At 63.7% G+C, this 25,761-nt stretch carries 22 protein-coding genes; 10 read left to right on the top strand and 12 right to left on the bottom strand.

What is annotated here, in order from left to right:
- Positions 1-182 precede the first annotated feature (182 nt).
- The 3 genes from glyQ to gmhB all read left to right on the top strand — a co-directional run bounded on the left by glyQ (position 183) and on the right by gmhB (position 4,025).
- On the top strand, positions 183-1,127 hold the full coding sequence (gene glyQ / locus MYL53_RS13645) for a glycine--tRNA ligase subunit alpha (RefSeq protein WP_247854495.1): 945 nt from the start codon (positions 183-185) through the stop codon (positions 1,125-1,127).
- Position 1,128: 1 nt separating this feature from the next.
- On the top strand, positions 1,129-3,195 hold the full coding sequence (glyS, locus tag MYL53_RS13640) for a glycine--tRNA ligase subunit beta (protein WP_247854494.1): 2,067 nt from the start codon (positions 1,129-1,131) through the stop codon (positions 3,193-3,195).
- A 251-nt stretch (positions 3,196-3,446) separates the two neighbouring features.
- Positions 3,447-4,025 carry a D-glycero-beta-D-manno-heptose 1,7-bisphosphate 7-phosphatase gene (gene gmhB, locus MYL53_RS13635; RefSeq protein ID WP_247854493.1) on the top strand — a complete coding sequence of 193 codons (579 nt, stop codon included), beginning with the start codon at positions 3,447-3,449 and terminating at the stop codon, positions 4,023-4,025.
- A 117-nt stretch (positions 4,026-4,142) separates the two neighbouring features.
- Here gmhB and gyrB read toward each other — a convergent pair whose 3' ends face one another.
- From gyrB to dnaA, 4 genes are all read right to left on the bottom strand, one after another.
- A complete protein-coding gene (gyrB, locus tag MYL53_RS13630; protein ID WP_247854492.1) occupies positions 4,143-6,563 on the bottom strand; it encodes a DNA topoisomerase (ATP-hydrolyzing) subunit B in 2,421 nt (806 codons plus the stop codon).
- Positions 6,564-6,574: 11 nt separating this feature from the next.
- Positions 6,575-7,690, bottom strand: a complete 1,116-nt coding sequence (gene recF, locus MYL53_RS13625) for a DNA replication/repair protein RecF (RefSeq protein ID WP_247854491.1) — start codon at positions 7,688-7,690, stop codon at positions 6,575-6,577.
- 7 nt (positions 7,691-7,697) lie between these two features.
- Positions 7,698-8,801, bottom strand: a complete 1,104-nt coding sequence (gene dnaN, locus MYL53_RS13620) for a DNA polymerase III subunit beta (RefSeq protein ID WP_247854490.1) — start codon at positions 8,799-8,801, stop codon at positions 7,698-7,700.
- Positions 8,802-8,871: 70 nt separating this feature from the next.
- On the bottom strand, positions 8,872-10,338 hold the full coding sequence (gene dnaA, locus MYL53_RS13615; RefSeq protein ID WP_247854489.1) for a chromosomal replication initiator protein DnaA: 1,467 nt from the start codon (positions 10,336-10,338) through the stop codon (positions 8,872-8,874).
- A 515-nt stretch (positions 10,339-10,853) separates the two neighbouring features.
- On the opposite strand from dnaA, the gene rpmH reads away from it, so the two are divergent.
- From rpmH to mnmE, 4 genes are all read left to right on the top strand, one after another.
- Positions 10,854-10,988: a 50S ribosomal protein L34 gene (gene rpmH, locus MYL53_RS13610; protein WP_008959105.1), complete on the top strand. Its 135-nt coding sequence runs from the start codon at positions 10,854-10,856 to the stop codon at positions 10,986-10,988.
- Between the two features lie 13 nt (positions 10,989-11,001).
- Positions 11,002-11,397 (top strand): ribonuclease P protein component, encoded by a 396-nt coding sequence (gene rnpA, locus MYL53_RS13605; RefSeq protein ID WP_247854488.1) that lies wholly within the window; start codon positions 11,002-11,004, stop codon positions 11,395-11,397.
- A 204-nt stretch (positions 11,398-11,601) separates the two neighbouring features.
- On the top strand, positions 11,602-13,290 hold the full coding sequence (gene yidC, locus MYL53_RS13600; RefSeq protein WP_247854487.1) for a membrane protein insertase YidC: 1,689 nt from the start codon (positions 11,602-11,604) through the stop codon (positions 13,288-13,290).
- A gap of 113 nt (positions 13,291-13,403) precedes the next feature.
- The gene (gene mnmE, locus MYL53_RS13595; RefSeq protein ID WP_247854486.1) at positions 13,404-14,774 is read left to right on the top strand and encodes a tRNA uridine-5-carboxymethylaminomethyl(34) synthesis GTPase MnmE; all 1,371 of its coding nucleotides are present in this window, start codon (positions 13,404-13,406) and stop codon (positions 14,772-14,774) included.
- A 132-nt stretch (positions 14,775-14,906) separates the two neighbouring features.
- Here mnmE and MYL53_RS13590 read toward each other — a convergent pair whose 3' ends face one another.
- The 4 genes from MYL53_RS13590 to rdgB all read right to left on the bottom strand — a co-directional run bounded on the left by MYL53_RS13590 (position 14,907) and on the right by rdgB (position 18,353).
- On the bottom strand, positions 14,907-15,752 hold the full coding sequence (locus MYL53_RS13590; protein ID WP_247854485.1) for a 23S rRNA (adenine(2030)-N(6))-methyltransferase RlmJ: 846 nt from the start codon (positions 15,750-15,752) through the stop codon (positions 14,907-14,909).
- Positions 15,753-15,831: 79 nt separating this feature from the next.
- A complete protein-coding gene (locus MYL53_RS13585) occupies positions 15,832-16,503 on the bottom strand; it encodes a YiaD family glycine zipper/OmpA-like lipoprotein (RefSeq protein ID WP_247854484.1) in 672 nt (223 codons plus the stop codon).
- A 78-nt stretch (positions 16,504-16,581) separates the two neighbouring features.
- On the bottom strand, positions 16,582-17,748 hold the full coding sequence (hemW, locus tag MYL53_RS13580; protein ID WP_247854483.1) for a radical SAM family heme chaperone HemW: 1,167 nt from the start codon (positions 17,746-17,748) through the stop codon (positions 16,582-16,584).
- Positions 17,745-18,353 (bottom strand): RdgB/HAM1 family non-canonical purine NTP pyrophosphatase, encoded by a 609-nt coding sequence (gene rdgB / locus MYL53_RS13575; RefSeq protein ID WP_247854482.1) that lies wholly within the window; start codon positions 18,351-18,353, stop codon positions 17,745-17,747. The genes hemW and rdgB overlap by 4 nt, the downstream gene beginning before the upstream one ends.
- 389 nt (positions 18,354-18,742) lie before the next feature.
- Here rdgB and MYL53_RS13570 point away from each other — a divergent pair, with 389 nt between their 5' ends.
- The 3 genes from MYL53_RS13570 (at position 18,743) to MYL53_RS13560 (ending at position 22,174) form a co-directional block, all read left to right on the top strand.
- Positions 18,743-19,417 carry a LuxR C-terminal-related transcriptional regulator gene (locus MYL53_RS13570; protein ID WP_247854481.1) on the top strand — a complete coding sequence of 225 codons (675 nt, stop codon included), beginning with the start codon at positions 18,743-18,745 and terminating at the stop codon, positions 19,415-19,417.
- A gap of 118 nt (positions 19,418-19,535) precedes the next feature.
- Positions 19,536-20,984: a sigma-54 interaction domain-containing protein gene (locus tag MYL53_RS13565; protein ID WP_247854480.1), complete on the top strand. Its 1,449-nt coding sequence runs from the start codon at positions 19,536-19,538 to the stop codon at positions 20,982-20,984.
- 119 nt (positions 20,985-21,103) lie between these two features.
- Entirely contained in the window at positions 21,104-22,174 is a 1,071-nt protein-coding gene (locus MYL53_RS13560) for a transporter (protein WP_247854479.1), read from the top strand.
- Positions 22,175-22,282: 108 nt separating this feature from the next.
- Here MYL53_RS13560 and MYL53_RS13555 read toward each other — a convergent pair whose 3' ends face one another.
- The 4 genes from MYL53_RS13555 to MYL53_RS17280 form a co-directional block, all read right to left on the bottom strand.
- Positions 22,283-22,996, bottom strand: coding sequence for a hypothetical protein (locus MYL53_RS13555; protein ID WP_247854478.1), 714 nt, complete (start codon positions 22,994-22,996; stop codon positions 22,283-22,285).
- A 23-nt stretch (positions 22,997-23,019) separates the two neighbouring features.
- Positions 23,020-23,787 (bottom strand): C39 family peptidase, encoded by a 768-nt coding sequence (locus MYL53_RS13550; protein WP_247854477.1) that lies wholly within the window; start codon positions 23,785-23,787, stop codon positions 23,020-23,022.
- Complete coding sequence (locus MYL53_RS13545) at positions 23,784-24,134, bottom strand: hypothetical protein (RefSeq protein WP_247854476.1); 351 nt, start codon at positions 24,132-24,134, stop codon at positions 23,784-23,786. The genes MYL53_RS13550 and MYL53_RS13545 overlap by 4 nt, the downstream gene beginning before the upstream one ends.
- Before the next feature lie 154 nt (positions 24,135-24,288).
- Positions 24,289-25,401, bottom strand: coding sequence for a hypothetical protein (locus MYL53_RS17280; RefSeq protein WP_282103566.1), 1,113 nt, complete (start codon positions 25,399-25,401; stop codon positions 24,289-24,291).
- Positions 25,402-25,761: the final 360 nt, after the last annotated feature.

The following is a 25,761-nucleotide window of genomic DNA, read 5'->3' as shown; positions in this document are numbered from 1 at the left end:
GGATGGCGTCGGTAGCGCCCAGGGAGGGGTCACAGCGCCCTCTCGCAGCTCCGTCGACGGATCAGCCCCGAGCCCTCGCCCGACGACGATGGCCCCAGGTATTCCGGGCTGCGCCTATAACCGATCTGCCCGTGATTGTATACTTGACCGCTCGTGAATTCATGGCCAACGGTGCTTCCGCAATGACACAGTCGACGCCAGACGTGACAACCTTCCAGGGCCTGATCCTGGCCCTGCAGCAGTACTGGGCCGAACAGGGCTGCGTGGTCCTCCAGCCCCTGGACATGGAAGTCGGCGCCGGGACCTTCCACCCGGCGACCTTCCTGCGCTCTATCGGTCCCGAGACCTGGAATGCCGCCTACGTGCAGCCTTCCCGCCGCCCCACCGACGGCCGCTATGGGGAAAACCCCAACCGCCTGCAGCACTACTACCAGTTCCAGGTGGTGATGAAGCCGTCCCCGGCCAATCTCCAGGAGCTCTACCTGGGCTCGCTCAAGCGTCTCGGCCTCGACCCGCTGGTTCACGACATCCGTTTCGTCGAAGACAACTGGGAATCTCCGACCCTCGGCGCCTGGGGCCTGGGCTGGGAAGTGTGGCTCAACGGCATGGAGGTGACCCAGTTCACCTACTTCCAGCAGGCCGGCGGCCTGGAGTGCTACCCGGTCACCGGCGAGCTGACCTACGGCATCGAGCGCATCGCCATGTACGTCCAGGACGTCGACAGCGTCTACGACCTGGTGTGGACCGTCGCTCCCGACGGCACCAAGGTCACCTACGGCGACGTCTTCCTGCAGAACGAGCGCGAGCAGTCGACCTACAACTTCGAGCACGCCGACGTGCCGGCGCTGTTCGCCGCCTTCGACCATCAGGAAGGCGAATGCACCAAGCTGATCGAGGCCGGCCTGCCGCTGCCCGCCTACGAGCAGGTGCTCAAGGCCTCGCACACCTTCAACCTGCTCGACGCCCGTCACGCCATCTCGGTGACCGAACGCCAGCGCTACATCCTGCGCGTGCGCACCATGGCCCGTGACGTGGCCCACGCCTACTACGAATCGCGCAAGGCCGCCGGCTTTCCGCTGGCCCCCGAAGCCCTGCGCCGCGAACTGCTTGCCGAAGGAGACGCTTGAGATGGCAGCCGATAGCTTTCTGGTCGAACTGGGCGTCGAGGAACTGCCGCCGGGCGCGATCGACAAACTCTCCGATGCCCTGGCCGAGGGCGTGAGCCGCGGCCTGGCCGACGCCGATATCGCCCACGGCGAGGTGACCGCCTACGGTTCCCCGCGCCGTCTGGCCGTGCGCGTCGAGGCGCTTGCCGACAAGCAGCCGGATCGTGAGGTCGAGCGCCGCGGCCCGGCGCTGGCCGCCGCCTTCAAGGACGGCGAACCGACCAAGGCCGCCCAGGGCTTCGCCCGCTCCTGCGGCGTCGAGGTCGATCAACTGATCCATCTCGAGACCGACAAGGGCACCTGGCTCGGCTATCGCGAGCAGCAGCAAGGCGAGGCCACCACCGCCCTGCTGCCGGCCATCGTCGAGAAGGCCATCGCCGGCCTGCCGGTGCCGAAGAACATGCGCTGGGGCGCCTCCCGCGTGGAGTTCTCGCGCCCCGCCCACTGGCTGGTGATGCTCTACGGCCGCGAGGTCGTCGAGGCCGGCGCCCTGGGCCTGACCTCCGGCCGCACCACCCGCGGCCATCGCTTCCATGCCCCCGAGCCGATCGAACTCGCCCACGCCGACGACTACCTCGAGGCGCTGGAACAGGCCTGGGTGCTGGCCGACCGCGACAAGCGCCGCGAGCGCATCCGCGAGCAGGTGCTGGCCGAGGCCGAGGTGCAGGAGGCCCAGGCGGTGATCGACGAAGAGCTGCTGATCGAGGTCAGCGGTCTGGTGGAATGGCCGGTCGCCCTGGCCGGCGGCTTCGACGAGCGCTTCCTCGAGGTGCCGGCCGAGTGCCTGATCTCCTCGATGAAGGCCAACCAGAAGTACTTCCACCTGCTGGACGCCGAGGGCAGGCTCAAGCCCGGCTTCATCACCATCTCCAACATCGACAGCGCCGAGCCGGAGCAGGTGATCCGCGGCAACGAGAAGGTGATCCACCCGCGCCTGGCCGATGCCGCCTTCTTCTACGAGACCGACCGCCAGCAGCCGCTGGCCGCTCGCCTCGACGGCCTTTCCAGCGTGGTCTTCCAGCAGAAGCTCGGCTCGCTGGGCGACAAGTCCCATCGCAACGCCGCCGTGGCCGCCTTCATCGCCGGCCAGCTCGACGGCGACGTGCACCAGGCCCGTCGCGCCGCCGAGCTGGCCAAGTGCGACCTGGTCACCGAGATGGTGCTGGAGTTCCCCGAGCTGCAGGGCATCATGGGCCGCTACTACGCCACCCATGACGGCGAGGACGCCGAGGTCGCTCAGGCGATCGAGGAGCAGTACCTGCCGCGCTTCGCCGGCGACGCCATCCCGCAGACCCGCGCCGGCCAGGCCCTGGCCCTGGCCGACCGGCTCGACACCCTGACCGGCATCTTCGGCATCGGTCAGCGTCCCAGCGGCACCAAGGACCCGTTCGCCCTGCGTCGCGCGTCCATCGGGGTGCTCAACATCCTGATCCAGGGCGAGCTGGACCTGGACCTGCGCGAGCTGCTCGAGCTGGCCGCCGCCCAGCATCAGGAACTGCCCTACGCCGACGGCCTGGTCGACGAGGTGCTGGCCTACATGCTCGACCGCTTCCGCGCCTGGGCCCAGGACGAAGGCATCGGCGCCGAGGTCTACCTGGCCGTGCGCGCACGCCCGGTCACCAAGCCGCTGGACTTCGCCCGCCGCCTGCAGGCGGTGAGCGCCTTCGCCCGCCGCGAGGAAGCCGGCGCCCTGGCCGCCGCCAACAAGCGCGTCTCCAACATCCTCGCCAAGCAGGGCGGCGACGTCTCCGTCGAGATCGACGCCGGGCTGTTGCAGGAAGACGCCGAGAAGGCCCTGGCCGAGGCGCTGAACGACTGCCATGAGAAGGTCGCGCCGCTGTTCGCCGAGGCGCGCTACAGCGATGCCCTGGACGTGCTGGCGACCCTGCGCAAGCCGGTCGATCGCTTCTTCGATGACGTCATGGTGATGGCCGACGACGAGGCGGTGAAGCGCAACCGCCTTGCCCTGCTGGCCAGCCTGCAGGCACTGTTCCTCGAAGTCGCGGACATCGCCGAGCTTCAGCACTAAGCTGAGCGAGCGACGCGGAAGGGCCGGCGAGTCGCCTCGCCGGCCCTTTTTGTTTCGCCGATGTTTCACGTGGAACATCGGGTAAGGGGTAAGGGGTAAGGGGTAAGACAGCATTCTCCTCGCCCCTCGCCCCTCGCCCCTCGCCCCTCGCCCCTCGCCCCTCGCCCCTCGCCCACCAATATCCTGACGGTTGGCAGAAAATGTTCCACGTGAAACACTTCCGCTTCCGATCCAACCTGCCCGGAGCCGTCATGCCGCGAGCCGAGAAGCCTGCCGCCCAGTTAGTCATCCTCGACCGGGATGGCGTGATCAATCAGGATTCCGACGACTACGTAAAGTCGCTCGAGGAGTTCCTGCCCTACCCCCAGGCCATCGAGGCCATCGCCCGCCTCTCGCAGTCCGGCTGGACGGTGGCGATCGCCACCAACCAGTCCGGCATCGCCCGGGGCTACTATGACGAGGCGACGCTGGCCGTAATGCACGAGCGCCTGAACGCCCTCGTCGCCGAGGCCGGCGGTGAGATCGCTCATATCGTGCACTGCCCCCACAGCCCGGGCGACGGCTGCGACTGCCGCAAGCCGCTGCCGGGGCTGCTGACGCAAGTGGGCACGGCGCTGGGTATCGACGACCTGGCGGGCAGCTGGATGGTCGGCGACAGCCTGCGCGATCTGGAGGCCGGCGAAGCGGTCGGCTGCCGCCCGGTGCTGGTGCGCACCGGCAAGGGCGAACGGACCCTGGCCAAGCATCCCGAGCGGGCCAACGACGGCCGGACACGGGTGTTCGACGACCTGGCAGGATTCGTCGACTGGCTGCTCGGACGACAACCGTAAGCTGCAAGTCGACAGCCCGGAATCGCCCAGAGCAAAAAGAAAACCCCGAAGGCTTAACCTTCGGGGTTTTCTTGTAGCTCGGCGCTAGCAATGTTTCACGTGGAACATCGCCAGGCGTTAGACATCCAGATTAGCCACCAGGGCATTGCGTTCGATGAAGTCGCGGCGCGGCTCCACCTCGTCGCCCATCAGGGTGTTGAACATCATGTCGGCGGCCACGGCGTCCTCGATGGAGACACGCAGCAGGCGGCGAGTGTCCGGGTCCATGGTGGTTTCCCACAGCTGGTCGGGGTTCATCTCGCCCAGGCCCTTGTAGCGCTGGATGGACAGGCCGCGCTGGGCCTCGTTCATCAGCCACTCGAGGGCGTCGTAGAAGCTGGCGATGGGCTGCTGGCGCTCGCCGCGTGCCACGAAGGCGCCCTCCTCGACCAGGCCGTCCAGCGTCTCGCCGAGCCCGGCGATGGCGCGGTAATCGGAGCTGGTAAAGAAGTCGACGCCCCACACAAAGTCGGAGGTGACGCCGTGGGCGAGCAGCGTCACCGCCGGCAGGTAGAAGCCGCGCTCGCTGTCTTCCTCCAGGCGGAAGCTGTAGCGCGGGCCACCCTCGTAGTCGACCAGGGCGTCCATCTCGCGCTGCAGATAGTCGATCCAACCCTGCATGGCGTCACGGTCACGCAGGCTCTCCTCACCCTCGACGCGAGCGGCATGCACGATCTTGCGCAGCACCACGTCCGGATAGACCCGCGACAGGCGCTCGATGCGGCGCATCACGTCGCGATACTGATCCACCAGCGACTGCAGGTGCTCGCCGCCGATGCCCGGGGCATCGGCACTCACGTGCAGGCGTGCGCCGTCCAGGGCGGTGGTGGTCAGGTAATCGGTGAGCGCCTGTTCGTCCTTGAGGTAGCTCTCCTGCTTGCCGCGCTTGATCTTGTAGAGCGGCGGCTGGGCGATGAACACGTGACCGCGCTCGATCAGCTGCGACATCTGACGGAAGAAGAAGGTCAGCAGCAGGGTCCGGATGTGCGAGCCGTCCACGTCCGCATCGGTCATGATGATGATGGAGTGGTAGCGCAGCTTGTCGGGATTGAACTCTTCGCGCCCGATGCCACAGCCCAGCGCGGTGATCAGGGTGCCGACCTCGGCCGAGGACAGCATCTTGTCGAAGCGCGCCTTCTCGACGTTGAGGATCTTGCCCTTGAGCGGCAGGATCGCCTGGGTACGACGGTCGCGGCCCTGCTTGGCGCTGCCGCCGGCCGAGTCACCCTCAACCAGGAACAGCTCTGAGAGGCCCGGGTCCTTCTCCTGGCAGTCGGCCAGCTTGCCGGGCAGGCCGGCAATGTCCAGCGCGCCCTTGCGACGGGTCATGTCGCGGGCCTTGCGCGCCGCCTCGCGGGCGCGGGCCGCGTCCAGCATCTTGTTGACGATGGACTTGGCCTCGTTGGGCTTCTCGACCAGGAACTCGGCGAACTGCCGGCCCATCTCCTGCTCCACGGCGGTCTTCACCTCGGAGGAAACCAGCTTGTCCTTGGTCTGGGAGGAGAACTTCGGGTCCGGCACCTTGACCGAGATGATCGCGGTCAGGCCCTCGCGGGCATCGTCCCCGGAGGTGCTGACCTTGGACTTCTTGAGCAGTCCCTCGGCCTCGATGTAGTGGTTTAGCGTCCGCGTCAGCGAGGCGCGGAAACCGGCCAGGTGGGTGCCGCCATCCCGCTGGGGGATGTTGTTGGTGTAGCAGAAGATGTTCTCGGCGAAGGTATCGTTCCACTGCATGGCCACCTCGACGCCGACGCCGTCTTCGCGCTCGACGTTGAAGTGGAACACCGGGTTGAGCACCGTCTTGTTGGTGTTCAGATGGTCGACGAAGGCCTTGAGGCCGCCCTCGTAGTGAAACAGCTCCTCCTTGCCGGTGCGCTCGTCGGTCAGACGGATCGCCACGCCGGAGTTGAGGAAGGAGAGCTCGCGCAGGCGCTTGGCCAGCACATCGTAGTGGAACTCGATGTTGTGGAAGGTCTCGGGAGACGGCTTGAAGTGCACCCGACTGCCGCTCTGCTCGGTCTTGCCGACGACGGACAGCGGCGCCACGGGCACACCGTGACGATAGACCTGCTCGTGCACCTGCTCGTTGCGCCAGATGGTCAGCTTGAGCTCCTCCGAGAGCGCGTTGACCACCGAAACCCCGACGCCGTGCAGGCCGCCGGAGACCTTGTAGGAGTTGTCGTCGAACTTGCCGCCCGCGTGCAGCACGGTCATGATCACCTCGGCCGCCGACACGCCCTCCTCCTCGTGGAGGTCGGTCGGGATGCCGCGACCGTTGTCGCTGACGGTGATCGACTCGTCCGGATGGATGATCACCCGAATCTCGCTGCAATAGCCGGCCAGGGCCTCATCGATGGAGTTGTCCACCAGCTCGAACACCATATGGTGCAGGCCTGTGCCATCGTCGGTGTCGCCGATGTACATGCCGGGCCGCTTGCGTACCGCATCCAGGCCCTTGAGGACCTTGATGCTCGATGAGTCGTAAGCCTGTTCGCTCATTGACTACTCCGTCATGAAGTCTGTCTATCCGTTGGCAGCAGCTGCCCCTGCCCCGATTCGGTGCGTTTCACGTGAAACATCGCTACCGGCGTCTGCGAGCTCCACGAGCCGCTCAGAGCCTCCGGGTCGACACTGGTGATGAATGCCTGGCAGCGCATTTTCTCCAACCAGGTACAGAAGACCCGGCGGTGCGCATCGTCCAGCTCGGCGGGAAGATCATCGATCAGGTAGACGCAGGACTGGCCCGTGGCCTGTTCCAGCAGCCGCCCTTGGGCCAGCTTCAGTGCGCTGACCACCAGCTTCTGCTGCCCCCGCGACAGCACTTCCACCGCCGGCCGCCGATCGAGGCGAATGCCGAGGTCGGCCCGCTGGGGGCCCTGCTGCGTGAAGCCCATCTGCCGATCGGTTTCCCTGCCCTGCTGGAGCACCTCGGCCAGGGAGCGCTTGCGGTCCCAGCCCCGCGAATAGCGCAGGGTCAAGCCCGGCAGCTCGATCAACCCGGCCAGGGTCTCGCTGAACACCGGCTGAAAGTCCGCCATCCAGTCCTGGCGCAGGGCGTCCAGTCGCTCGCCCCACAGCACTAGCTCTTGCTCCCAGGCATCCAGTGAAGCATCGTGCATTCTACCATGCCTGAGCAGGGCATTCCGATGCTTGAGGGCGCGACGATAGCGGCGCCAGGCGTCGAGAAAGTCGTGTTTCACGTGAAACACACCCCAGTCGAGAAACTCGCGGCGACCGGCCGGCGAGCCCTCGAGCAGGCGGAAGGCGTCCGGATTGATCAGCTGGAGCGGCAGCACCTCGACCAGCCCCGAGAGGCGTTCCAGGCGCTCGCCGCCCAGGCGCAGCTCGAGCTCCTCGGCCTCGCGACGGCGGCGCACGCCGATCGGCAGCGGCGGGTCGCCCTTCAGGCGGCCGTGGAGGGTCAGGTGATCGACATCGTGGGCGATGGCATGGCGCAGGCGCCGGGTGCGGAAGGAGCGCCCCATGCCGAGCACGTGAATGCCTTCCAGCAGGCTGGTCTTGCCGCTGCCGTTGGCACCCACGAAGAGATTGATGCCCGGTCCGGGCGAGAACTCGAGGGCCTGCAGATTGCGCAGGCCCTGAAAGGCGAGACGATCGAGGGGCATGCGAGCGTCAGAGACGCATGGGCATGACGACGTAGAGGGCGTCGCCGCCGCCCGGCTCTTCCATCAGCGCGCTGCTGTTGGGATCGGCCAGGGTCATCTGCACACGGTCCTGGTCGAGCACGTTGAGCACGTCCACCAGGTAGCCGACGTTGAAGCCAATCTCCATGGCCGCCCCGGCGTATTCGATGGCGACGTTTTCCTCGGCCTCTTCCTGCTCGGGGTTGTTGGCCATGACCCGCAGGTTGCCCTCCTCCAGATTGAGGCGCACGCCGCGGTACTTCTCGTTGGAGAGAATGGCGGTGCGCGACAGCACCTGACGCAGCTCGGCACGATCGGCGATGAACACCTTGTCGCCGTTGCGCGGCACGACCCGCTCATAGTCCGGGAACTTGCCGTCCACCAGCTTGGAGGTGAAGGTGAAATCGCCGGTGTGGGCGCGGATATGGGTCGCCCCGAGGGTCAGGCTGACCGGCTCGTCGCTGTCGTCGAGCAGGCGCACCAGCTCGAGGATGCCCTTGCGCGGCACGATCAGCTTCTGCGACGGCTCGACCTGAATCTCGGCCGGGCGCGAGCAGACCGCCAGGCGGTGACCGTCGGTGGACACCGCGCGCACCAGGTTGCTGGCGAACTCCAGCAGCATGCCGTTGAGGTAGTAGCGCACGTCCTGCTGCGCCATGGCGAAGGAGGTGGAATCGATCAGGTGCTTGAGCGTGCCACGGGGCAGGCTCAGCTCGACGCTGCTCTGGCCGTCCTCGATGCTCGGGAATTCGGCCACCGGCAGGGTCGAGAGCGTGAAGCGCGAGCGACCGCTGCGCAGCACCGCCCGCCCCTCTTCCAGCGACAGCTGAATCTCCGACTGGTCGGGTAGCGACTTGCAGATGTCCATCAGCTTGCGCGCCGGCACGGTGATGCCGCCAGGCTGGTCGACCTGGCTGGCCACGGTGCGTCCGATCAACTCGACCTCGAGGTCGGTGCCGGTCAGCGAGACCTGGTCCTGCTCGACCTGGATCAGCACGTTCGACAGCACCGGCAAGGTCTGGCGTCGCTCCACCACGCCGGCGACCAGTGCCAGCGGGCGCAGCAGCGCTTCGCGGGAGATGGAAAATTTCATGTCGACTCCACTTCTCTTGTCCTGGAGGAATTGAGGCCGGCGGCCCGACCGGCCCTTCGCATTCGGGAAATCAGCTGGTCAGCAGACGCAGCAGATTCTTGTAGTCCTCGCGGATATCCGCGCTCTCTTCCTGCAGTGCCTGCACCTTGCGGCAGGCATGCAGCACGGTGGTGTGATCGCGTCCGCCGAAGGCGTCGCCGATCTCCGGCAGGCTGTGGTTGGTCAGCTCCTTGGCCAGCGCCATGGCGACCTGGCGGGGGCGCGCCACCGAACGCGAGCGCCGCTTGGAGAGCAGGTCGGCGAGCTTGATCTTGTAGTACTCGGCCACCGTGCGCTGGATGTTGTCGACCCCGACCTGCTTGTCCTGGAGGGCCAGCAAGTCCTTGAGCGATTCACGGATAAAGTCCTGGGTGATCGGCCGGCCCATGAAGTGGGAGTCGGCAATGACCTTCTTCAGCGCGCCCTCCAGCTCGCGAACGTTGGAGCGGATCTTCTGGGCGATGAAGAAGGCGGCGTCGTGAGGCAGGTCGACCTTGGACTGGTCGGCCTTCTTCATCAGGATCGCCACCCGGGTCTCGAGCTCCGGCGGCTCGATGGCCACCGTCAGCCCCCAGCCGAAGCGCGACTTGAGGCGCTCCTCCACCCCGCTGATCTCTTTCGGATAGCGATCCGAGGTCAGGATCATCTGCTGGCCGCCCTCGAGCAGGGCGTTGAAGGTGTGGAAGAACTCTTCCTGGGAGCGCTCCTTGCCGGCGAAGAACTGGATGTCATCGATCAGCAGCGCATCGACGCTGCGGTAGAAGCGCTTGAAGTCGTTGATCGCATTGAGCTGCAGCGCCTTGACCATGTCGGCGACGAAGCGCTCGGAGTGCAGGTAGACGACCCGAGCGTTCTCGCGCCGCCCGGCCAGGGCGTTGCCGACGGCGTGCATCAGGTGGGTCTTGCCGAGGCCGACGCCGCCATACAGGAACAGCGGGTTGTAGGCGCCGCCGGGATTCTCCGACACCTGGCGGGACGCCGCCCGGGCCAGCTGGTTTGACTTGCCCTCGACGAAGGTCTCGAAGGTAAAGGAGGGATTGAGGCCGCTGTTGTGCTTGAGACTGCCCTCCACCTGCACCTGGCGCTCGCTGCCCGGCCGGCGGGGCGCCTCGCCCCCTTCATCGCGCAGCTTGTCGATCTCGCTCTCGTCGGCCACGTCGCCGCGCGGCGGCGTCTGCACCGCCGGCGCACGGGGCGCCGCCGAGACCGGATCGCCCAGCTCTCGGGTCTGCGGCGCCGGTGACACGGCCCGCCGGCTGCCCACGGTCAACACGACCTTGGGCGGCTTGGCCGGCGACAGCTCGCGCATGAGCTCGCTGATCCGCTTGGCAAACTTGTCGCTGACCCAGTCGCGCACGAAGCGATTGGGGGCCAGCAGCCGGAGCTGATTGGCCTCCCCTTCTTCCGCCTGCAGGGGACGAATCCAGGTATTGAACTGCTGAGAACTCAGTTCGTCCTGCAGGGTATCCAGACACTGTTGCCAGAGAGCGAGCGACACGCGACCTCACCATTCGGTTGAAGAACGACCGGACATTGTATCGTGCCGCCGAAGGGTTATCCACATGGATGGGCGCTGAGGACAGCACTGTGGACAACGTGCCCGGGGAAGACGGCATAACCTGCGGCCAATCTGGGCACGATCCGAGCCCTGTGGATGAATGGCCGATTCATCCACCCTCCATCCACCGCTTGTCGGCCCTTGATCAAGGGCCTGTCCACACGATTATGATATCCACAGCTTATTGATACTGAAGAAAAGATGCTGGTTATCCACAAATCTTTTCCCCACCAATAATCACAGGGTGTAATAGAAAACCAATACTAGTAATGGTAGTGGATTCACGGCTGACGGTGAGAGAACGCATCGACGAAAAGTCGCAAGGAAAAATTGCGCCCAGGCCCCGAGATCACTACAATTTCCGGTCCTGAGCCGAATCTACCCGGATTCCCCACCGGAACCCGGGCGCCTCTAATCGCCAATTTGTTCCAAAAACCACGTGGGAATAACGAGTTATGAAACGCACCTTTCAACCCAGCGTTCTCAAGCGCAAGCGCGCGCATGGCTTCCGTGCTCGCATGGCCACCAAGAACGGTCGTGCCGTCCTGGCGCGTCGTCGCGCCAAGGGCCGCAAGCGCCTGAGCGCCTGATCGCGGACCTCGCGTGTCCAGTCAGGGCTTTCCCCGGCAGCTGCGACTGCTGACTGCCGGGGACTACCGACGCGTCTTCGACAGCGCTGCCTTCAAGGTCCATGGCAAGGGATTGATGGCCCTGGCCTCCCCCAATGATCTGGGGCATCCCCGCCTCGGGCTGATCTTCAGCAAGAAGAACGTGCGTCGGGCCGTCGATCGCAACCGTCTCAAGCGCCTCGCGCGCGACTCCATTCGTCTTCGCCAACATCGGCTTCCCCCTGTGGATATCGTGCTGCTCGCCAGGCGCGGGGTTCACGAGCTGGACAACGCCACCGTCCATCGCCAGCTGCACGGCATGTGGAAGCGACTGGAACGCGAAGCGAACAAGGCGCCCAAGAGCGACGCCCCAACGGCAGACCGCCGATGACGCGCCCCGCCCGTCGCTGTTGGCACCGCCTGGAGCCTTCACGCGCATGATCACGCCAGACGCCTTCCCGCTTGACGTCGTCGCGTTCCCAAGGGACGCTCGGCGAGCCAACGCTAGCCTGCCCCCGGCAGGCTTTCGCGTATGTCGGGCCGGCGAGCGGCATCGCGCCACCGGATTGTTCACCACCCATCGAGCAGACCCCTCATGGATGTAAAACGACTACTACTGCTGATTCCCCTGGCGGTCCTCGCCTACCTGATCGTCGTGCAGTGGAATCAGGATTACGGTCAGGTGGCCACCGCCCCCCAGGCCCCGACCATCTCGAGCGAGAACACTGAAGCCAATGCCGCTTCGGCCGCCGAGGGAGACGATCTTTCGGTACCCGCCCAGGGACAGTCCTCGAATGACGTCTCCGGCGACATCCCCGGCCAGGCCCCCAGCGGCAACAGCCGTGATCTGGTCGCCGTCTCCACCGACGTGCTTGACGTGCGCATCGATCCCCAGGGCGGCGACATCGTCTACGCCGCCCTGCCCCAGCACCAGTACGCGCTCGACTCCGGCCAGCCCTTCGTGCTGCTGTCCAACGACCAGACGATGAGCTACGTGGCCCGCTCCGGCCTGCAGCTGGAAGGCCATCAGGGCCGCCTGACCTTCTCGCCGAAGAAGACCGAGTATCGCCTCGCCGACGGCGAGAACGAGCTACAGGTCGATCTCGCGGCCAGCGTCAACGGCGTCGACGTCATCAAGCGCTTCACCTTCGATCGCGACAGCTATGCGGTGAAGGTCGACTATCTGCTCGACAACCAGAGCCAGACGCCGGTGACCGCCCGCTTCGTCGGCCAGCTGGTGCGCGATGACAGCCCCGATCCGTCGACCGGCCCGAAAATGGGCATGCGCTCCTACCTGGGCGCGGCCTACTCCACGCCGGAAGACAACTATCTGAAGGTCGACTTCGAGGACATCAAGAAGGGCAACTTCGACAACCGCGACGTCGAGGGCGGCTGGGTCGCCATGATTCAGCACTACTTCACGTCCGCCTGGGCGCCGCCCCAGGACCAGAAGAATCTCTACTACGCCACCACCGACTCCCAGGGCCGCAACGTGGCCGCCTTCGCCGGCGCCACCCAGAGCGTGGCACCGGGCAGCGACGCCAGCCTGGGCGCGACCCTCTACATGGGGCCCAAGGTGCAGGATCGCCTCGAGGCCGTGGCCCCGCACCTGGAGCTGACCGTCGACTTCGGCTGGCTGTGGTTCATCGCCAACCCGTTGTTCTGGCTGCTGGATCACATCCAGAACATCATCGGCAACTGGGGCTGGTCGATCGTCATCCTGACCCTGCTGGTCAAGACCGCCCTGCTGCCGCTCTCCGCCAAGGCCTACAAGTCCATGGCCCGCATGCGCAAGCTCGGCCCGGAGATGCAGCGGCTCAAGGAGCAATACGGCGACGACCGCCAGAAGATGTCCCAGGAGATGATGAAGTTCTACCAGAAGGAGAAGATCAATCCTCTGGGCGGCTGTCTGCCGATCGTGGTGCAGATGCCGGTCTTCATCGCCCTGTACTGGATGCTGCTGGAATCCGTGGAGCTGCGCCACGCGCCCTTCATGTTCTGGATCCAGGATCTGTCGGTGAAAGATCCGTACTTCGTGCTGCCGATCATGATGGGCCTGTCGATGTTCGTGCAGCAGCTGCTCAACCCGACGCCGCCGGACCCGACCCAGGCGAAGATCATGAAGCTGCTGCCGGTGGTCTTCACCTTCTTCTTCCTGTGGTTCCCGGCCGGTCTGGTGATCTATTGGGTGGTGAACAACATCACCTCGATCACCCAGCAATACTTCATCACACGCCGGATCGAGGCCGACCCCAACGTCGGCAAGGGCATGAAGACGAAGTAGCGGCCGCCCCGCTACCGCGTCTTCCCTCCCGCACCAGACCCCCGCTTCGGCGGGGGTCTGGCGTTTGGGCAGTCGGCACCGGACAATAGCCACGTCTCACCGAGGAGCCAACGATGGCCGAAAGCCTCTATTCCCAGGACACCATCGCCGCCCTGGCCACTCCGCCGGGGCGCGGCGGCGTCGGCATCATTCGCGTCTCAGGGCCCGCCTGCCGGTCGATCGCCGGCAGCCTGCTGGGACACTGCCCCGCACCGCGCTACGCCCTCTATGAGCCGTTCAGGGGCGACCAGGGCATGATCGATGAAGGTATCGCGCTGTTCTTCGAGGGTCCGAACTCCTTCACCGGCGAAGACGTGCTCGAGCTTCAGGGCCACGGCGGGCCAGTGATCATGGATCTGCTGCTGGAACGCTGCGTGCAGCTGGGCGCCCGCCTGGCGCGCCCCGGCGAGTTCTCCGAGCGCGCCTTCCTCAACGACAAGCTCGACCTGGCCCAGGCAGAGGCCATCGCCGATCTGATCGAGGCCAGCTCTCGGGGGGCGGCCGAGAACGCCCTGCGTTCTCTTCAGGGCGAGTTCTCGCGGCGGGTCGAGACGCTGGTGCAGCGCCTGATCGAACTGCGCATGTACGTCGAGGCGGCCATCGACTTTCCCGAGGAAGAGATCGACTTCCTGGCCGATGGCCACGTGGCCGCCAAGCTGGCCGAGGTCCGCGGCGAACTCGGTGAGGTGCGAGCGGCGGCGGCCCAGGGCGCGCTGATGCGCGAGGGCATGAGCGTGGTGATCGCCGGGCGCCCCAACGCCGGCAAGTCCAGCCTGCTCAACGCCCTCACCGAGCAGGAGACCGCCATCGTCACCGACATCGAGGGCACCACCCGGGACGTGCTGCGCGAGCACATCCACCTGGACGGAATGCCGCTGCACGTGATCGACACCGCCGGCCTGCGCGACACCCCGGATGCGGTGGAGCAGATCGGCGTGGCCCGAGCCTGGAGCGAGATCGAGAAGGCCGACCGAGTGCTGCTGATGGTCGATGCCGCCACCACCGATGCCCTCGATCCGATGGCGATCTGGCCGGAATTCGTCGAGCGGCTGGCCGATCCGTCGCGGCTGACCCTGGTGCGCAACAAGGTCGACACCAGCCAGGAAACGCCGGGACTCGACTTGTCCACAGCCACTCCGGTCGTGCGGCTGTCGGCGAAGACCGGCGAGGGTGTGGATAACCTCAAGGAGCATCTCAAGGCGGTGATGGGCTTCTCGGCCACCACCGAGGGCCGCTTCTCGGCCCGGCGGCGCCACCTGGACGCCCTGGATCGCGCCGAGCGGGCGCTTGGCAACGGCGAGGCCCAGCTGGCCGGGCATGGCGCCGGCGAGCTGCTCGCCGAGGACCTGCGCGACGCCCAGCAGGCACTGGGCGAGATCACCGGCGAGTTCAGCGCCGACGATCTGCTGGGCGAGATCTTCGGTAGCTTCTGTATCGGTAAATAGGACGCAGCAGTCGGCGCCCGCGCCGGCTATCCATCACTCCGCCGGGCGAGATCTTCGGCAGCTTCTGCATCGGGAAATAGAGGCAGCCATCGGCGCCTGGCGCCGGGGCTCACGGCCGCAGAGGTGCTTTTTCTACTCGCCGACCCACCAGTCGCTGCGATGGTGGGCGGTGGAGCCCCACAGCGGCCGCATCGCCGCCATGGCCTCATGGATGCGCTCATCGAGGCCCCAGGGCGGGTTCACGACCAGCATGCCGCTGCCGTACATGCCATGGCCCTCACCGGGGTCGCCCAGCGTCAGTTCGCTGCGCCAGATCTTGCGCAGCCCGCCGTCGCGCAGGCCGTCCAGCAGCGCCTGATGACGACCGGCGGGCAGCATCGGATACCATATCATGACCACGGCGTGGCGCGCCTTGCGCATGGCGGCGAGCACGGTATCGGCCACCTCCTCGTATTCCGCCTTGCGCTCGTAGCTGGGATCGATCAGCACGCAGATCCGCGGCGTCTTCGCCGGCAGCGTCTTCAGCAGCCCGGCCAGGCCATCGCCCTGGATGCGCTTCACCGATTCAGAAAAAGTCTGATCGGCCAGGTGGCCGTGTTCGCCCGGGTGCAGCTCGAACAACCGCAGTCTATCCCCCTCCCGCATCCGCTGCGACAGCCACCAGGGCGAGCCGGGATAGTGATCGAGCCCGCCGCCGCGCTGGACCTTCCCCACCGCCGTCAGCCAGTCGCCCAGCAGCGGCGAGGCCTGTGCCAGGCGCGCCCTTTCCGCCCACAGCCTGGCCACGCCTTCCTGGTATTCCTGCAGCCGCGCCGTCTCGGCCGCGGCCAGCGGATAGAGCCCTCGACCGGCGTGAGTATCTATATACGTAATTGATGATTTTTTACGTAACAAATGATCGATGACGGCGTAAAGCGTCAGATGCTTGTGAACGTCGGCGAAATTGCCCGCATGATAGGCATGTTGATAGGAGAGCATGGCAGTGATCGCGTGATGGAAAAGAAAAGGGCCCGCCCCTTTGCAGGAGCGGGCCCGGCGAGCAGGAGTGGGAGTCCGATCAGCCTTGGGAGGTCGGCGTCAGGGTGATCTCCACCCGGCGGTTCTGAGCACGCCCGGCCTCGGTCTCGTTGCTGGCCACCGGCTGGTTCTCGCCGTAGCCGTTCATGTAGAGACGGTTGGAGGCGACGCCGCTCTGCGAGAGGTAGTTGCCGACCGCCTGGGCGCGCTGCTCCGAAAGGCGCTGGTTGTAGGCCGCATCCCCGGTGCTGTCGGTGTGACCGGCGATGTTGACGCGCGTCTCGGGGTACTGGGTCAGTACCGAGGAGACATCGTTCAGGGCGTTGCGCGCCTGCATGGTCAGATCGCTGGAATCGAAGCCGAAGGTCACGCTGCTAGGCATGTTGAGGATGATGTCGTTGCCCTGACGTTCGACACCGATGCCGGTGCCTTCCATGCTCTGGCGCAGCTCCTCTTCCTGCTTGTCCATGTAGGCGCCGATGCCGCCACCGGCGGCGGCTCCCACGGCGGCGCCGATCAGCGCGCGGTCGCGTCGACTGGTGCTGCCGTCGCCGCTGAGGGCGCCGGCGGCGGCGCCGACCACCGCGCCGATGGCGGCACCGGTGCCGGTCTGGCTGCGCTGGGTCTCACCGGAATAGGGATCGGTGGTGGTGCAGCCCACCAGCAGGGCGGCGGCCGCGAGCGGCGCGATCATGCGAACGGTCTTGGTCATAGCGTCGTCGACTCCATGTTGACGAATGGCATACCGGCCGGCCCTTCTCTTTACCAAGGTAGGCACCCGAGTCTTCACTCAGGCGTCGATCAGGGCCAGCAGCTCGTTCAAGAATAATAGACCCTGGGGGGAGGCTTGAAGCCTTTCGCCATCTTCCACCAGAAGTCCTTTTTTCCTCGCCGCGTCGAGACTTGCCTCGAGACGGTCGAGCGGACGACCGGTGTGGGCCGACCAGGTGGACAGCGGCACGCCCTCGACGAGACGCAGCGCGTTCATCGCGAACTCGAGCGGCAGTTCCGCGGGCGGGATCGGCTCGCGGCCGGCCACGAAGCCGCGCGGATCATCATGCCGCCGCAGATAGGCCTCGGGCTGGCGGGTCTTCCAGCGGCGCTCGATATGCAGTCCGTCATCGTCCGGGGCGCTCAGCTTGCCGTGGGCACCGGCACCGATGCCCAGATAGTCGCCGAACCGCCAGTAGTTGAGATTGTGGCGCGCCGCTCGCCTGGGGCGGGCATAGGCGGAAATCTCGTAGCGCGAGAAGCCGGCGGCTTCCAGCCGCTCGTGGCCGAGCTCCTGGATGTTCCACAGGGCCTCTTCCTCGGGCAGCACGGGCGGTCGCGAGTGAAACTCGGTGTTGGGCTCGAGGGTCAGCTGATACCAGGAGAGATGCTCCGGTGCGAGGGCCAGGGCCTGGTCGAGATCGTCGAGAGCCAACGATGGCGTCTGGCCCGGCAGGCCGTGCATCAGGTCCAGGTTCAGATTGTCGAACCCCGCTTCGCGGGCCTCGGCGACAGCCAGGCGGGCCTCGTCACCGCTGTGAATGCGACCCAGCGCGGACAGCTGCGCATCCTGGAAGCTCTGCACGCCGACCGACAGGCGATTGATGCCCGCGGCGCGGTAGCCGGCGAAGCGCCCCCTTTCCACCGTGCCCGGATTGGCCTCCAGCGTGATCTCGATGTCATCGGCGAACGGAATCCGGGCCGAGATGGCATCGAGCAGGCGGCGATAGAAGCCGGCCGACATCAGGCTGGGCGTGCCGCCGCCGATGAAGATGCTGACCAGCCCCCGCCCCGCGGCGAGCGGAAGATCGGCGTCCAGATCGGCGATCAGCGCCATCAGATAGGCCTCTTCGGGCAGACTCGCCCCGGACCCGACGCCGTGGGAGTTGAAGTCACAGTAGGGGCACTTGCGCACGCACCAGGGCACGTGGACGTAGAGCGCCAGGGGGGGAAGCGGCAGACTCATGGACGGAGAGACTCGCCGTCGAGCTGAGCCAACAGGGCCTGCAGGGCGCGTCCGCGATGACTCAGACGGTTCTTCTCGTCTGCCGAGAGCGCGGCGGCCGTCTTGCCGCACTCCGGCACCCAGAACAGCGGGTCGTAGCCGAAACCGCCGGCCCCCCTAGGCTCGGTCAGGATCTCACCTTCCCAGCTCTGCTGAACGATCAACGGCACCGGATCCTCAGCGTGGCGCAGCAGTACCAGCACGCACCAGTAGCGGGCCGTCCGCTGTGGCGACGGGACGTCGACCAGGGACTCGAGCAGGCAGGCGTTGTTGCGAGCGTCGTCCTTGGGCTCTCCTGAAAAGCGCGCGGAATAGATGCCGGGCCGTCCCTGCAGGGCATCCACGGCCAATCCCGAATCATCGGCCAGGGCGGGCAAACCGCTGACGCGGCTCGCCTCTCGCGCCTTGAGCAGGGCGTTCTCGACGAAAGTCAGTCCGGTCTCCTCGACCTCCTGTACGGCGAAATCGGCCTGTGGCCGCACCTCCATCCCCAGAGGGGCCAGCAGCTGACCGAATTCGCGCAGTTTGCCGGCATTGCCGCTAGCCAGCACCACCGTTGTCGTCATCTCATCATCTCGGCTGTTCACGATTCATTCTGCGGCATTCTAAGCCCGAGCCGATGACGTGGAAAGCACCCAGTTATCATATGAATGATGTTTATCAGGCATGTACGAAGATACCACCAAGTAAACAGGAGAAATCTTAATGCCGAGTCTGTTTTTTCTCATCTTGGAGTTGAATGAAAGTTCATGAAGCAGGCTAAACAAAGACCAACTCATTGATAAGGAAGATGTAAAAACATGACTTCAACAATCAAGCTAAAAAAGCCTTTCTTTATAACAAAAGGTTAGTTACACGATATTACAAAAAGACCAACACTGGCTAAGGCTGTGACACACCAGATGCCCCTGGCGGATTCCATTGGAATCTGCCTGACCTTCGACGAGGTTTCTCCATGTTACAGGATCAGTATCTAATACAGCTGGTCACCGAGAGTAATCCTCAATCCCAGCTATTTGCCGACTATCTACGTCAGCAGCTCAAGTGCCAGGTCACCATACTGTCACCTTCCGCTGCGTGGAAACCCAGGGAGACGGCTGAAACGCTCATTCTTCTGGATGCTGATCATATGGATGATGCCACCATGCAGGCCTGGCAGTCCCACGCGGCCGAACATCCCGATGCATCCCTGGCGGCGTTCAACCTGCGCAATGAGGATCATGCCGTTGAGCTATTGTCGTGCATGCATCTCCAGGGCATTTTCTACCGGGACGACAGCCTGCCCAATATCTGCAAGGGGCTCAGCATACTGAAGGAAGGGCAGCTATGGATGTCGCGTTCGTTGATGGGAAGAATGCTGGGTTTCTACCGACGCCATCAGATCAATGCTTATCGCCCCGCCTGTGGCTTGACGCAGAGGGAGCTCGAGATCATTGGCCTGCTGGGATCGGGAGCCTCAAACATGGAAATCGCGGATCGACTATTCGTTAGTGAACATACAGTGAAGTCGCACTTATATAATATCTTCAAGAAAATCGATGTCCATAATCGTCTTCAGGCCGTCAACTGGGCCAGACAGAACCTCGGCGCACCGCCTCCCATACCAAAGCGCACCCCCAGCAGTTGCTAGTGCATTACTACTAGAAAAACCATGAATATCATTCTTTAAACAACTGCTAGCTTTCTGGCTGTCTACCATGTCAATCGTTGTCTCAAAAGAATGGAACGATCTACGCCAAGGACACGCGATGAAAGCTGAAGAAAACCTCCTCTTCATCGGCAAGGATACAGAAGAGGAGAACACTATCATGGATGAACTGAAAGAACGTGGCTGGGGCATCACGAGTATATCAAATATAAGAAATATTAAAGGAAAGCGATTACCTAAGCATCATGATATCGGCGTAATATTCCTGACAATGCCCTATCTTGAAGATGCTTCAATATTCGAAAACATCACGAATGGAATAGACGTCAGGCTCATAGCCGTAGTCGATGAGACGGTATTGAAAGATATCAAACGACATCAGAGTATCGCGCGCCTCTTTTTTGGATTTCATCTACGTCCCGTCGATATCGACAGGCTTCATTACTCTCTGGAGAACCTGCTTTCCATCATTCACATGGAGCAGTCTCTCCAGGAATCGGTGCTTCATCCGAGCCGGATTGAAGGCGAGATGGTAGGGAATAGCCGTGTGATGAAAGCTCTTTTCAAGGCCATCCACAAGGTTGCCGCCGTCGATGCCCCGGTACTGATACAAGGCGAATCCGGCACCGGGAAGGAGCTGGCAGCCAAGGCTATTCACGGGCAGTCTTCACGCAACGATGCCCCTTTCAATGCCATCAACTGCGGGGCCTTGCCTGCCAACCTGATCCAGTCGGAACTCTTCGGTCACGAGAAAGGATCGTTCACCGGCGCCACCCAGAGGAAAATCGGCATCATCGAGCACAGCGATGGCGGCACCCTTTTTCTGGACGAGATAGGAGATCTTCCCCTCGATATGCAGGTCAATCTGTTGCGTTTCCTCGAAAACAGCACGATCCAGAGGGTGGGCGGGCTCAAGGAAATCCAGGTTGATCTAAGAGTGCTGGCGGCCACTCACATTGATTTGGAAAAAGCGGTGGAAGAGGGGAGGTTCAGGGAAGACCTCTATCATCGCCTCAATGTGCTTCAAATTCAGGTGCCTTCCTTGAGAGATCGCGGAGAGGATATCACGACACTGGCGCACTACTTCTTCAAGAAATTTTCCGGGGAGAAGCCACTCATCGTCAACGGCTTCAGCAAGGAGAGCTTATCGGTCATGCTGCTTTACGAATGGCCGGGCAATATACGTGAGCTGATCAATCGAGTGAGGCGAGCCATGGTCATGAGCGAACATCCTCTGATTCGCCCCGCCGACCTTGGCCTTGAAAGACGACATTCGACATCACGCTATGCCTCGAGCCTGGAAGAAGCGAGAGATCAGGCCGAACGCAGCGTTGTCATGGCATCTCTGACGCGCAACACCTTCAATATACAGAATGCCGCCCGCGAGCTTGGTATTTCCAGGGTTACGCTATATCGCTTGATGGAAAAGCATCAGATACAGCGAAAGTGCGATAGCAAGGGAGAGGACGACAAGGAAAATCCTAAGATAGAAAGTCAGGGGAAAATTCTGGCATTTACCGGACTATCCAAAGGCAAGGCGGAAAGCTAACGCTTGAACGACTTACCACTATCGATCATGAAGCCATTTTTGGAGGAAAATGAGGCGATAGAGAGAACAGCAAGGTCCTTAAGCGAGGCATCGATTCAGGGGAAAAAGGGGAAAATCTCATGAAGCGGATGGATAGAAGGTTGACCTGGGCATGTGGCCTTGTGCCGCTTGCCATGGTCGGTCAAGGCTGGGCGCAGACAGACGGTGAAGAGGCCATTCAGCCGGTCGGACAGCGTCCGCCGCCAGTCGAACAAGCACCAGAAATTCAGGCAATACCGGACATCGGTGGCGTACTGACTCCCAAGGGGCGCCTGGTCATCGAGCCCGAGTTTCAGTACTCCCATGCCAGCGTAAACCGTCTCACCTTTCGTGGCGTCGAGATCCTCAGCACCCTGCAGATCGGCGAGCTGACCGCCGAGGATATCGATCGAGATACCTACACCGCGGCCGTCACAGGTCGGCTCGGCGTTACCAACCGTCTCGAGCTGGAGCTTCGGGTACCCTACCTTTATCGTGACGACACCGCCAACGTTGGTGTGGCAGAAGCTGATTTCGATCTCGAGCGCAGCCAGTCCAATGGCGGACTGGGCGATGTCGAAATTGCCGCGCATTATCAAATCAACAGCGGCAGAAACGGTGGTCCTTTCTTCGTCGGCAACCTGCGCTACAAGTCCACGACCGGTGATGGACCGTTCGATATTGACTACGATGAAAATGGCGTCGCCACCGAACTGGCAACCGGTTCGGGATTTCATTCCATCGAACCCAGCCTGACGATGCTGATGCCCTCCGCTCCGGCAGTCTATTTCGCCAACCTTGGGTATCTGTTCAACCTCAAGGACGACGTCGATGAGACGATTGGCGGCGTTCATGTCAAGGAGGTTGATCCAGGTGATGCCGTACGCATGAGCCTCGGCATGGCCTACTCGATCAACCCCAGATCATCGTTCACCCTGGGCTACAAGAATGACTTTATCCAGGAAACGGACACCACCTACGTTGACCCCGATACCGGAAACAGCGTGACGACCAGCAACCGTAGCCTGAACGTGGGCTCCATGCTGCTTGGCTGGTCGTACCAGATGTCCGATGACTCGGTGCTCAATCTCGGTCTGGAGTTCGGTGTCACAGAGGACGCGCCGGATACCACGCTCACTCTGCGCGCTCCCTTCGGCCTGAATGCCTTCTAGGCCACTATTTTCCAATCTATGCGCCCACTTCGATGGGGACCAGAAAAGCTGATGAAGAGAAAAGGCTGCCAGAACGGCAGCCTTTTCTCCTATGTCACGAGGCACTCTTCATCGAGGAATGCCCTGCAAGGAGTTGAGAATCATGGCACGCTGGCGGGAAGCGCGTATTTCCCTGAAATTCAGGACATTCACGCTGACATCGATTTTATTGCTGATGCTCTGGCCACTGGCGGTCGTCGACAGACTGCTGATGATGGCATTGCGCGTGATGTTATGCAGGGCGGCCGTCATGCCCCCGCCTGCAGGGTCACTCACCAGGACGCCGGAAAAGTCAGACAGCCCATCCAGATTGAGTGCGCCAGCGATATCGGCAGCGTTGATACCGCCCTTCACGGCACTCTCGACAGCATTCCCCGCAGCAGAAGCGCTTCCCGGATTAGGGCTCACCGGTGTCACATCGATGCCAGTCGTTGCCGATTGTTCCAGCGTTCGCGACAGCACCCTGGCGCCGGCATTATCGAAAGCCACCTGGGTGATGTAACGCACGCGGTCGTTGATGTCGGAGGTCAGCTTGGCGCCGAAATTGAGCTCCATGCCGGCCATCCGAAATCCCCCTCGCAGCTCCGACATGCCGCCCTCGGACAGCATCTCGCCACGATAATAGATATCGTGTGTCCCTGCGGACAGGATCCCGGACGTCGCCGTGGCCGCCGCGGCGTTGGTCGCCAGGATCAGGCTTCCTACCAGCAGGGGCGCTCCCCACCAGGCATGCCTCTTGTGACGCCCGGTCGATCCCGACTCGAAAATCATCTGCCTATTCATGATCGGTCACTCCTGCAGCATCGTCATCTGCCCAGCTCGTTGGCACCCGGCAACGTCAGCAGATACGACCCCACACTGGTGCGCTGAACCCCTGATTCAATGGGTGAGGCAGGGCGCACCCGCCAGTCCCGCTCGCTATTGAAGTTCGCTCGGGCCACTTCCACATCGTTACGCACCCCGAGCACCTTGTTGCTCCACATCGTCTGGAAGATTTCTCTCGGCACCACCACGGTTCCCGCCGCGGGATCGCCCACCAGAACGTTCTCCTTGTCCACGCCCTTGACCACCACGAAATGCTTGTAGCCCCCGGTGTTGACCAGCGTGATCGCCGGCACCCCGATGTGGATAAAGTCGTCCAGAGTGATCTCGAAGCCATCGGCGTCGAGGCCGCGGGCATCGAGGAAGCGCTTCATGTCCAGCATGGAAAAGCCGTAGGTCTGGATCTGCTCGCGATCGCCGTGCCGGATCATTGTTTCGAAGACGTCCGCCTCGGTGGTCGGACGACCATAGTGATAGGTCATCAAGGTCGCGACGGCGGCCGAGCCGCAGCTGAAGTCGTACTGCTGTCGCACCACGCCCTCCCAGCTGATCTCTGCCAGGCTCTTGGCCTCGACCTCGAAGTGGCCGAAGGGATTGGAAATACGCACGGTTCCCGCTTCGGCGGGCGGCATCGTGCTCTTTCCCGCCGCGAACATCAGCGCGGCGATGAGCAGGACGCCTTGCAGCTGCTTACGCATTGGCACGACCTCGGCAAAGGGCGGATGCCCGTCATCGCATCCGGCCTCGCTCATGGGTTGGCGATATAGACGCTGATACCGATGGCGTTGTTGATCGCGTTGGCGTTGCCCGTCACGCTGTTGAAGATTCCGGTGCCGCTGTAGTGCCCCATGGAACCGCTCTCGAAGGTGATATTGCCGGTCGCCATGTCACCATTGATGACTTGAAAGCTCGAACCGGAGGAGACCGCCTTCATGTCCTGAACGCTCTGCACCTGAACCTGCTCCAGGTGGACATTGACGCCATCCCGGCCGCGCGTCTGCGCCAGGGTTTCCGCCGACATGCTTTCCCGCGCTCCGAATCCCGCGTCATCCTGCGTCGACATCTCTGCTGCCTGGGCGGTGGCCAGTGCGAAGAGCATTGCGCCCCCCGCGGCAGCGCCCATCATCCGTACCGACCTTTTCATCGCCATTGCCTCCAGTAGCCAGCCTGGCAGTGAAGGAACCGGCGGAGCCTCGCCCCGCCAGTTCCTGGTTTCCTGGTTTGCTCAGCGGGCCTCGGCGAGGCCCGATCCCTCAGTTGCCGATGCTCACGCCGCTATGCGCCGCGATGCTGGTGCCGGACAGCTGCGAGTTGTAGAAGCCGCTGGAGTTGTTCATGTTGGACACGCCACCATAAACGCCACCGGCCGCCACGGAGATGCTGGCCGCACCGGTGCGAAGCACTGCCGCACCACCGTTGCCGCCGTTGCCTCCCGCACCACCGGCGCCCGCGGCGGCATAGGCATCGCCGCCAACGCCTTGGCCGCCGCCGCCGCCGCCGCCGTAACCGCTGCCGCCGTTACCGGCCACCGCGCTGGCCCAGCCGCTACCGCTGCCATTGCCACCGGTGCCAGAACCTGCGCCGGTGCCACTGCCAGAGCCCGTTCCGGCACCGCCGGTGCCGGCCGTCGCGCTGGATCCGGCGCTCGACCCGGCGCCGGCATCCTGGCTGCCACCGCCGAACAGGCCACCCTCAGCATCCTCATTGCTGGCCGAGGCGCCGCTCCCCGAGCTGCTGCCGGCATTGGCGCCACCGCCCAGGCCATACCCGGCACCATGGCCGGCACCGAAGCCGACCCCCTCGCCGCCATGGCCTGCACCGAAGCCCATCGCATCGGCATCGCCGCCGCCATCGCCGTGACCGCTACCGCCATCGCCACCGATGCCCATGCCGGCACTGATCGCCAGAGCGCCACCACCGGCGGCGCCGCCAGCCCCAACGGCGCCATGGCCGCCGGTGACATGAATCCCTGCGCCCGACACACTGGAGCTCATGCTCTGATGCGACATCACATGGACGTTGGAGATGTCCGTGGTGATGTTGGTGGTGTTGTAGGAGTTGCTCATCGCCCAGGCATCGCCGCCCCGGCCGGTCGAGCCACCATTGCCGCCGGTGCCGAGCCCGGTGCCGGCACCGCTGCCGGCGTAGCTGTCACCACCGTCATTGCTTTCGTTGTCTTCGGTCAGGAAGCTGCTGCTGTCACCGCCGCCGGAGCTGCCGCCGGCGCCAAACCCCATGCCAAACCCGCTGCCGCCATTGGCGCTGCCGCTGGCACCACCTACGGCCACGGCGTCATCGGCCTGGGCGGTGGAAATCGCCATGACCAGCGCCAGCAGGGACGTACCCGCGATTGCATAAGCTTTCATGATCACACTCCCGTTCGATTCGACTGAATCCCTTGCATCAGACCGGGCGATCCAATGGATCGCGGCCGGCATCGGTGCTCTCTGCCCGCCCGGGCGGAAGTCGATCACACATCATTGATGATCCCGCTCGCAGGCGACCAATACAGAGCACGCACCGTGCCAGTTTTCGGTAAGCGGTTGACGCCTTGAGCAAAGCTTTCGAGCGCAGCGCGGGAAAGCAGGCGGTCGGAGAGGCGCAGCGGCCGATATCGTGAAAGGAGTGTCAGGCGGATGAAACAGATACCGTGGAATCTCCACGGGAAGGCGGGATTAAAAACTTTTAAAACAGAAGGTTAACATGGTGAAACAATAGAAGAACAA

It is taken from the genome of Halomonas getboli (assembly GCF_023094245.1).
Taxonomy (GTDB): Bacteria; Pseudomonadota; Gammaproteobacteria; order Pseudomonadales; family Halomonadaceae; genus Halomonas; species Halomonas getboli.
This window is presented reverse-complemented; position numbering and strand designations above follow the sequence as displayed.

Excerpts from the sequence above, each read along its gene's own strand:
- yidC (WP_247854487.1), top strand. The coding sequence starts at position 11,602 with ATGGATGTAAAACGACTACTACTGCTGATTCCCCTGGCGGTCCTCGCC.
- MYL53_RS17280 (WP_282103566.1), bottom strand. The coding sequence starts at position 25,401 with ATGAAAGCTTATGCAATCGCGGGTACGTCCCTGCTGGCGCTGGTCATG.
- MYL53_RS13555 (WP_247854478.1), bottom strand. The coding sequence starts at position 22,996 with ATGAATAGGCAGATGATTTTCGAGTCGGGATCGACCGGGCGTCACAAG.
- mnmE (WP_247854486.1), top strand. The coding sequence starts at position 13,404 with ATGGCCGAAAGCCTCTATTCCCAGGACACCATCGCCGCCCTGGCCACT.
- MYL53_RS13565 (WP_247854480.1), top strand. The coding sequence starts at position 19,536 with ATGAAAGCTGAAGAAAACCTCCTCTTCATCGGCAAGGATACAGAAGAG.
- MYL53_RS13590 (WP_247854485.1), bottom strand. The coding sequence starts at position 15,752 with ATGCTCTCCTATCAACATGCCTATCATGCGGGCAATTTCGCCGACGTT.
- MYL53_RS13560 (WP_247854479.1), top strand. The coding sequence starts at position 21,104 with ATGAAGCGGATGGATAGAAGGTTGACCTGGGCATGTGGCCTTGTGCCG.
- rdgB (WP_247854482.1), bottom strand. The coding sequence starts at position 18,353 with ATGACGACAACGGTGGTGCTGGCTAGCGGCAATGCCGGCAAACTGCGC.
- MYL53_RS13585 (WP_247854484.1), bottom strand. The coding sequence starts at position 16,503 with ATGACCAAGACCGTTCGCATGATCGCGCCGCTCGCGGCCGCCGCCCTG.
- gyrB (WP_247854492.1), bottom strand. The coding sequence starts at position 6,563 with ATGAGCGAACAGGCTTACGACTCATCGAGCATCAAGGTCCTCAAGGGC.
- glyS (WP_247854494.1), top strand. The coding sequence starts at position 1,129 with ATGGCAGCCGATAGCTTTCTGGTCGAACTGGGCGTCGAGGAACTGCCG.
- MYL53_RS13570 (WP_247854481.1), top strand. The coding sequence starts at position 18,743 with ATGTTACAGGATCAGTATCTAATACAGCTGGTCACCGAGAGTAATCCT.
- MYL53_RS13550 (WP_247854477.1), bottom strand. The coding sequence starts at position 23,787 with ATGAGCGAGGCCGGATGCGATGACGGGCATCCGCCCTTTGCCGAGGTC.
- recF (WP_247854491.1), bottom strand. The coding sequence starts at position 7,690 with ATGCCCCTCGATCGTCTCGCCTTTCAGGGCCTGCGCAATCTGCAGGCC.
- hemW (WP_247854483.1), bottom strand. The coding sequence starts at position 17,748 with ATGAGTCTGCCGCTTCCCCCCCTGGCGCTCTACGTCCACGTGCCCTGG.
- glyQ (WP_247854495.1), top strand. The coding sequence starts at position 183 with ATGACACAGTCGACGCCAGACGTGACAACCTTCCAGGGCCTGATCCTG.
- rpmH (WP_008959105.1), top strand. The coding sequence starts at position 10,854 with ATGAAACGCACCTTTCAACCCAGCGTTCTCAAGCGCAAGCGCGCGCAT.
- gmhB (WP_247854493.1), top strand. The coding sequence starts at position 3,447 with ATGCCGCGAGCCGAGAAGCCTGCCGCCCAGTTAGTCATCCTCGACCGG.
- dnaN (WP_247854490.1), bottom strand. The coding sequence starts at position 8,801 with ATGAAATTTTCCATCTCCCGCGAAGCGCTGCTGCGCCCGCTGGCACTG.
- MYL53_RS13545 (WP_247854476.1), bottom strand. The coding sequence starts at position 24,134 with ATGCTCTTCGCACTGGCCACCGCCCAGGCAGCAGAGATGTCGACGCAG.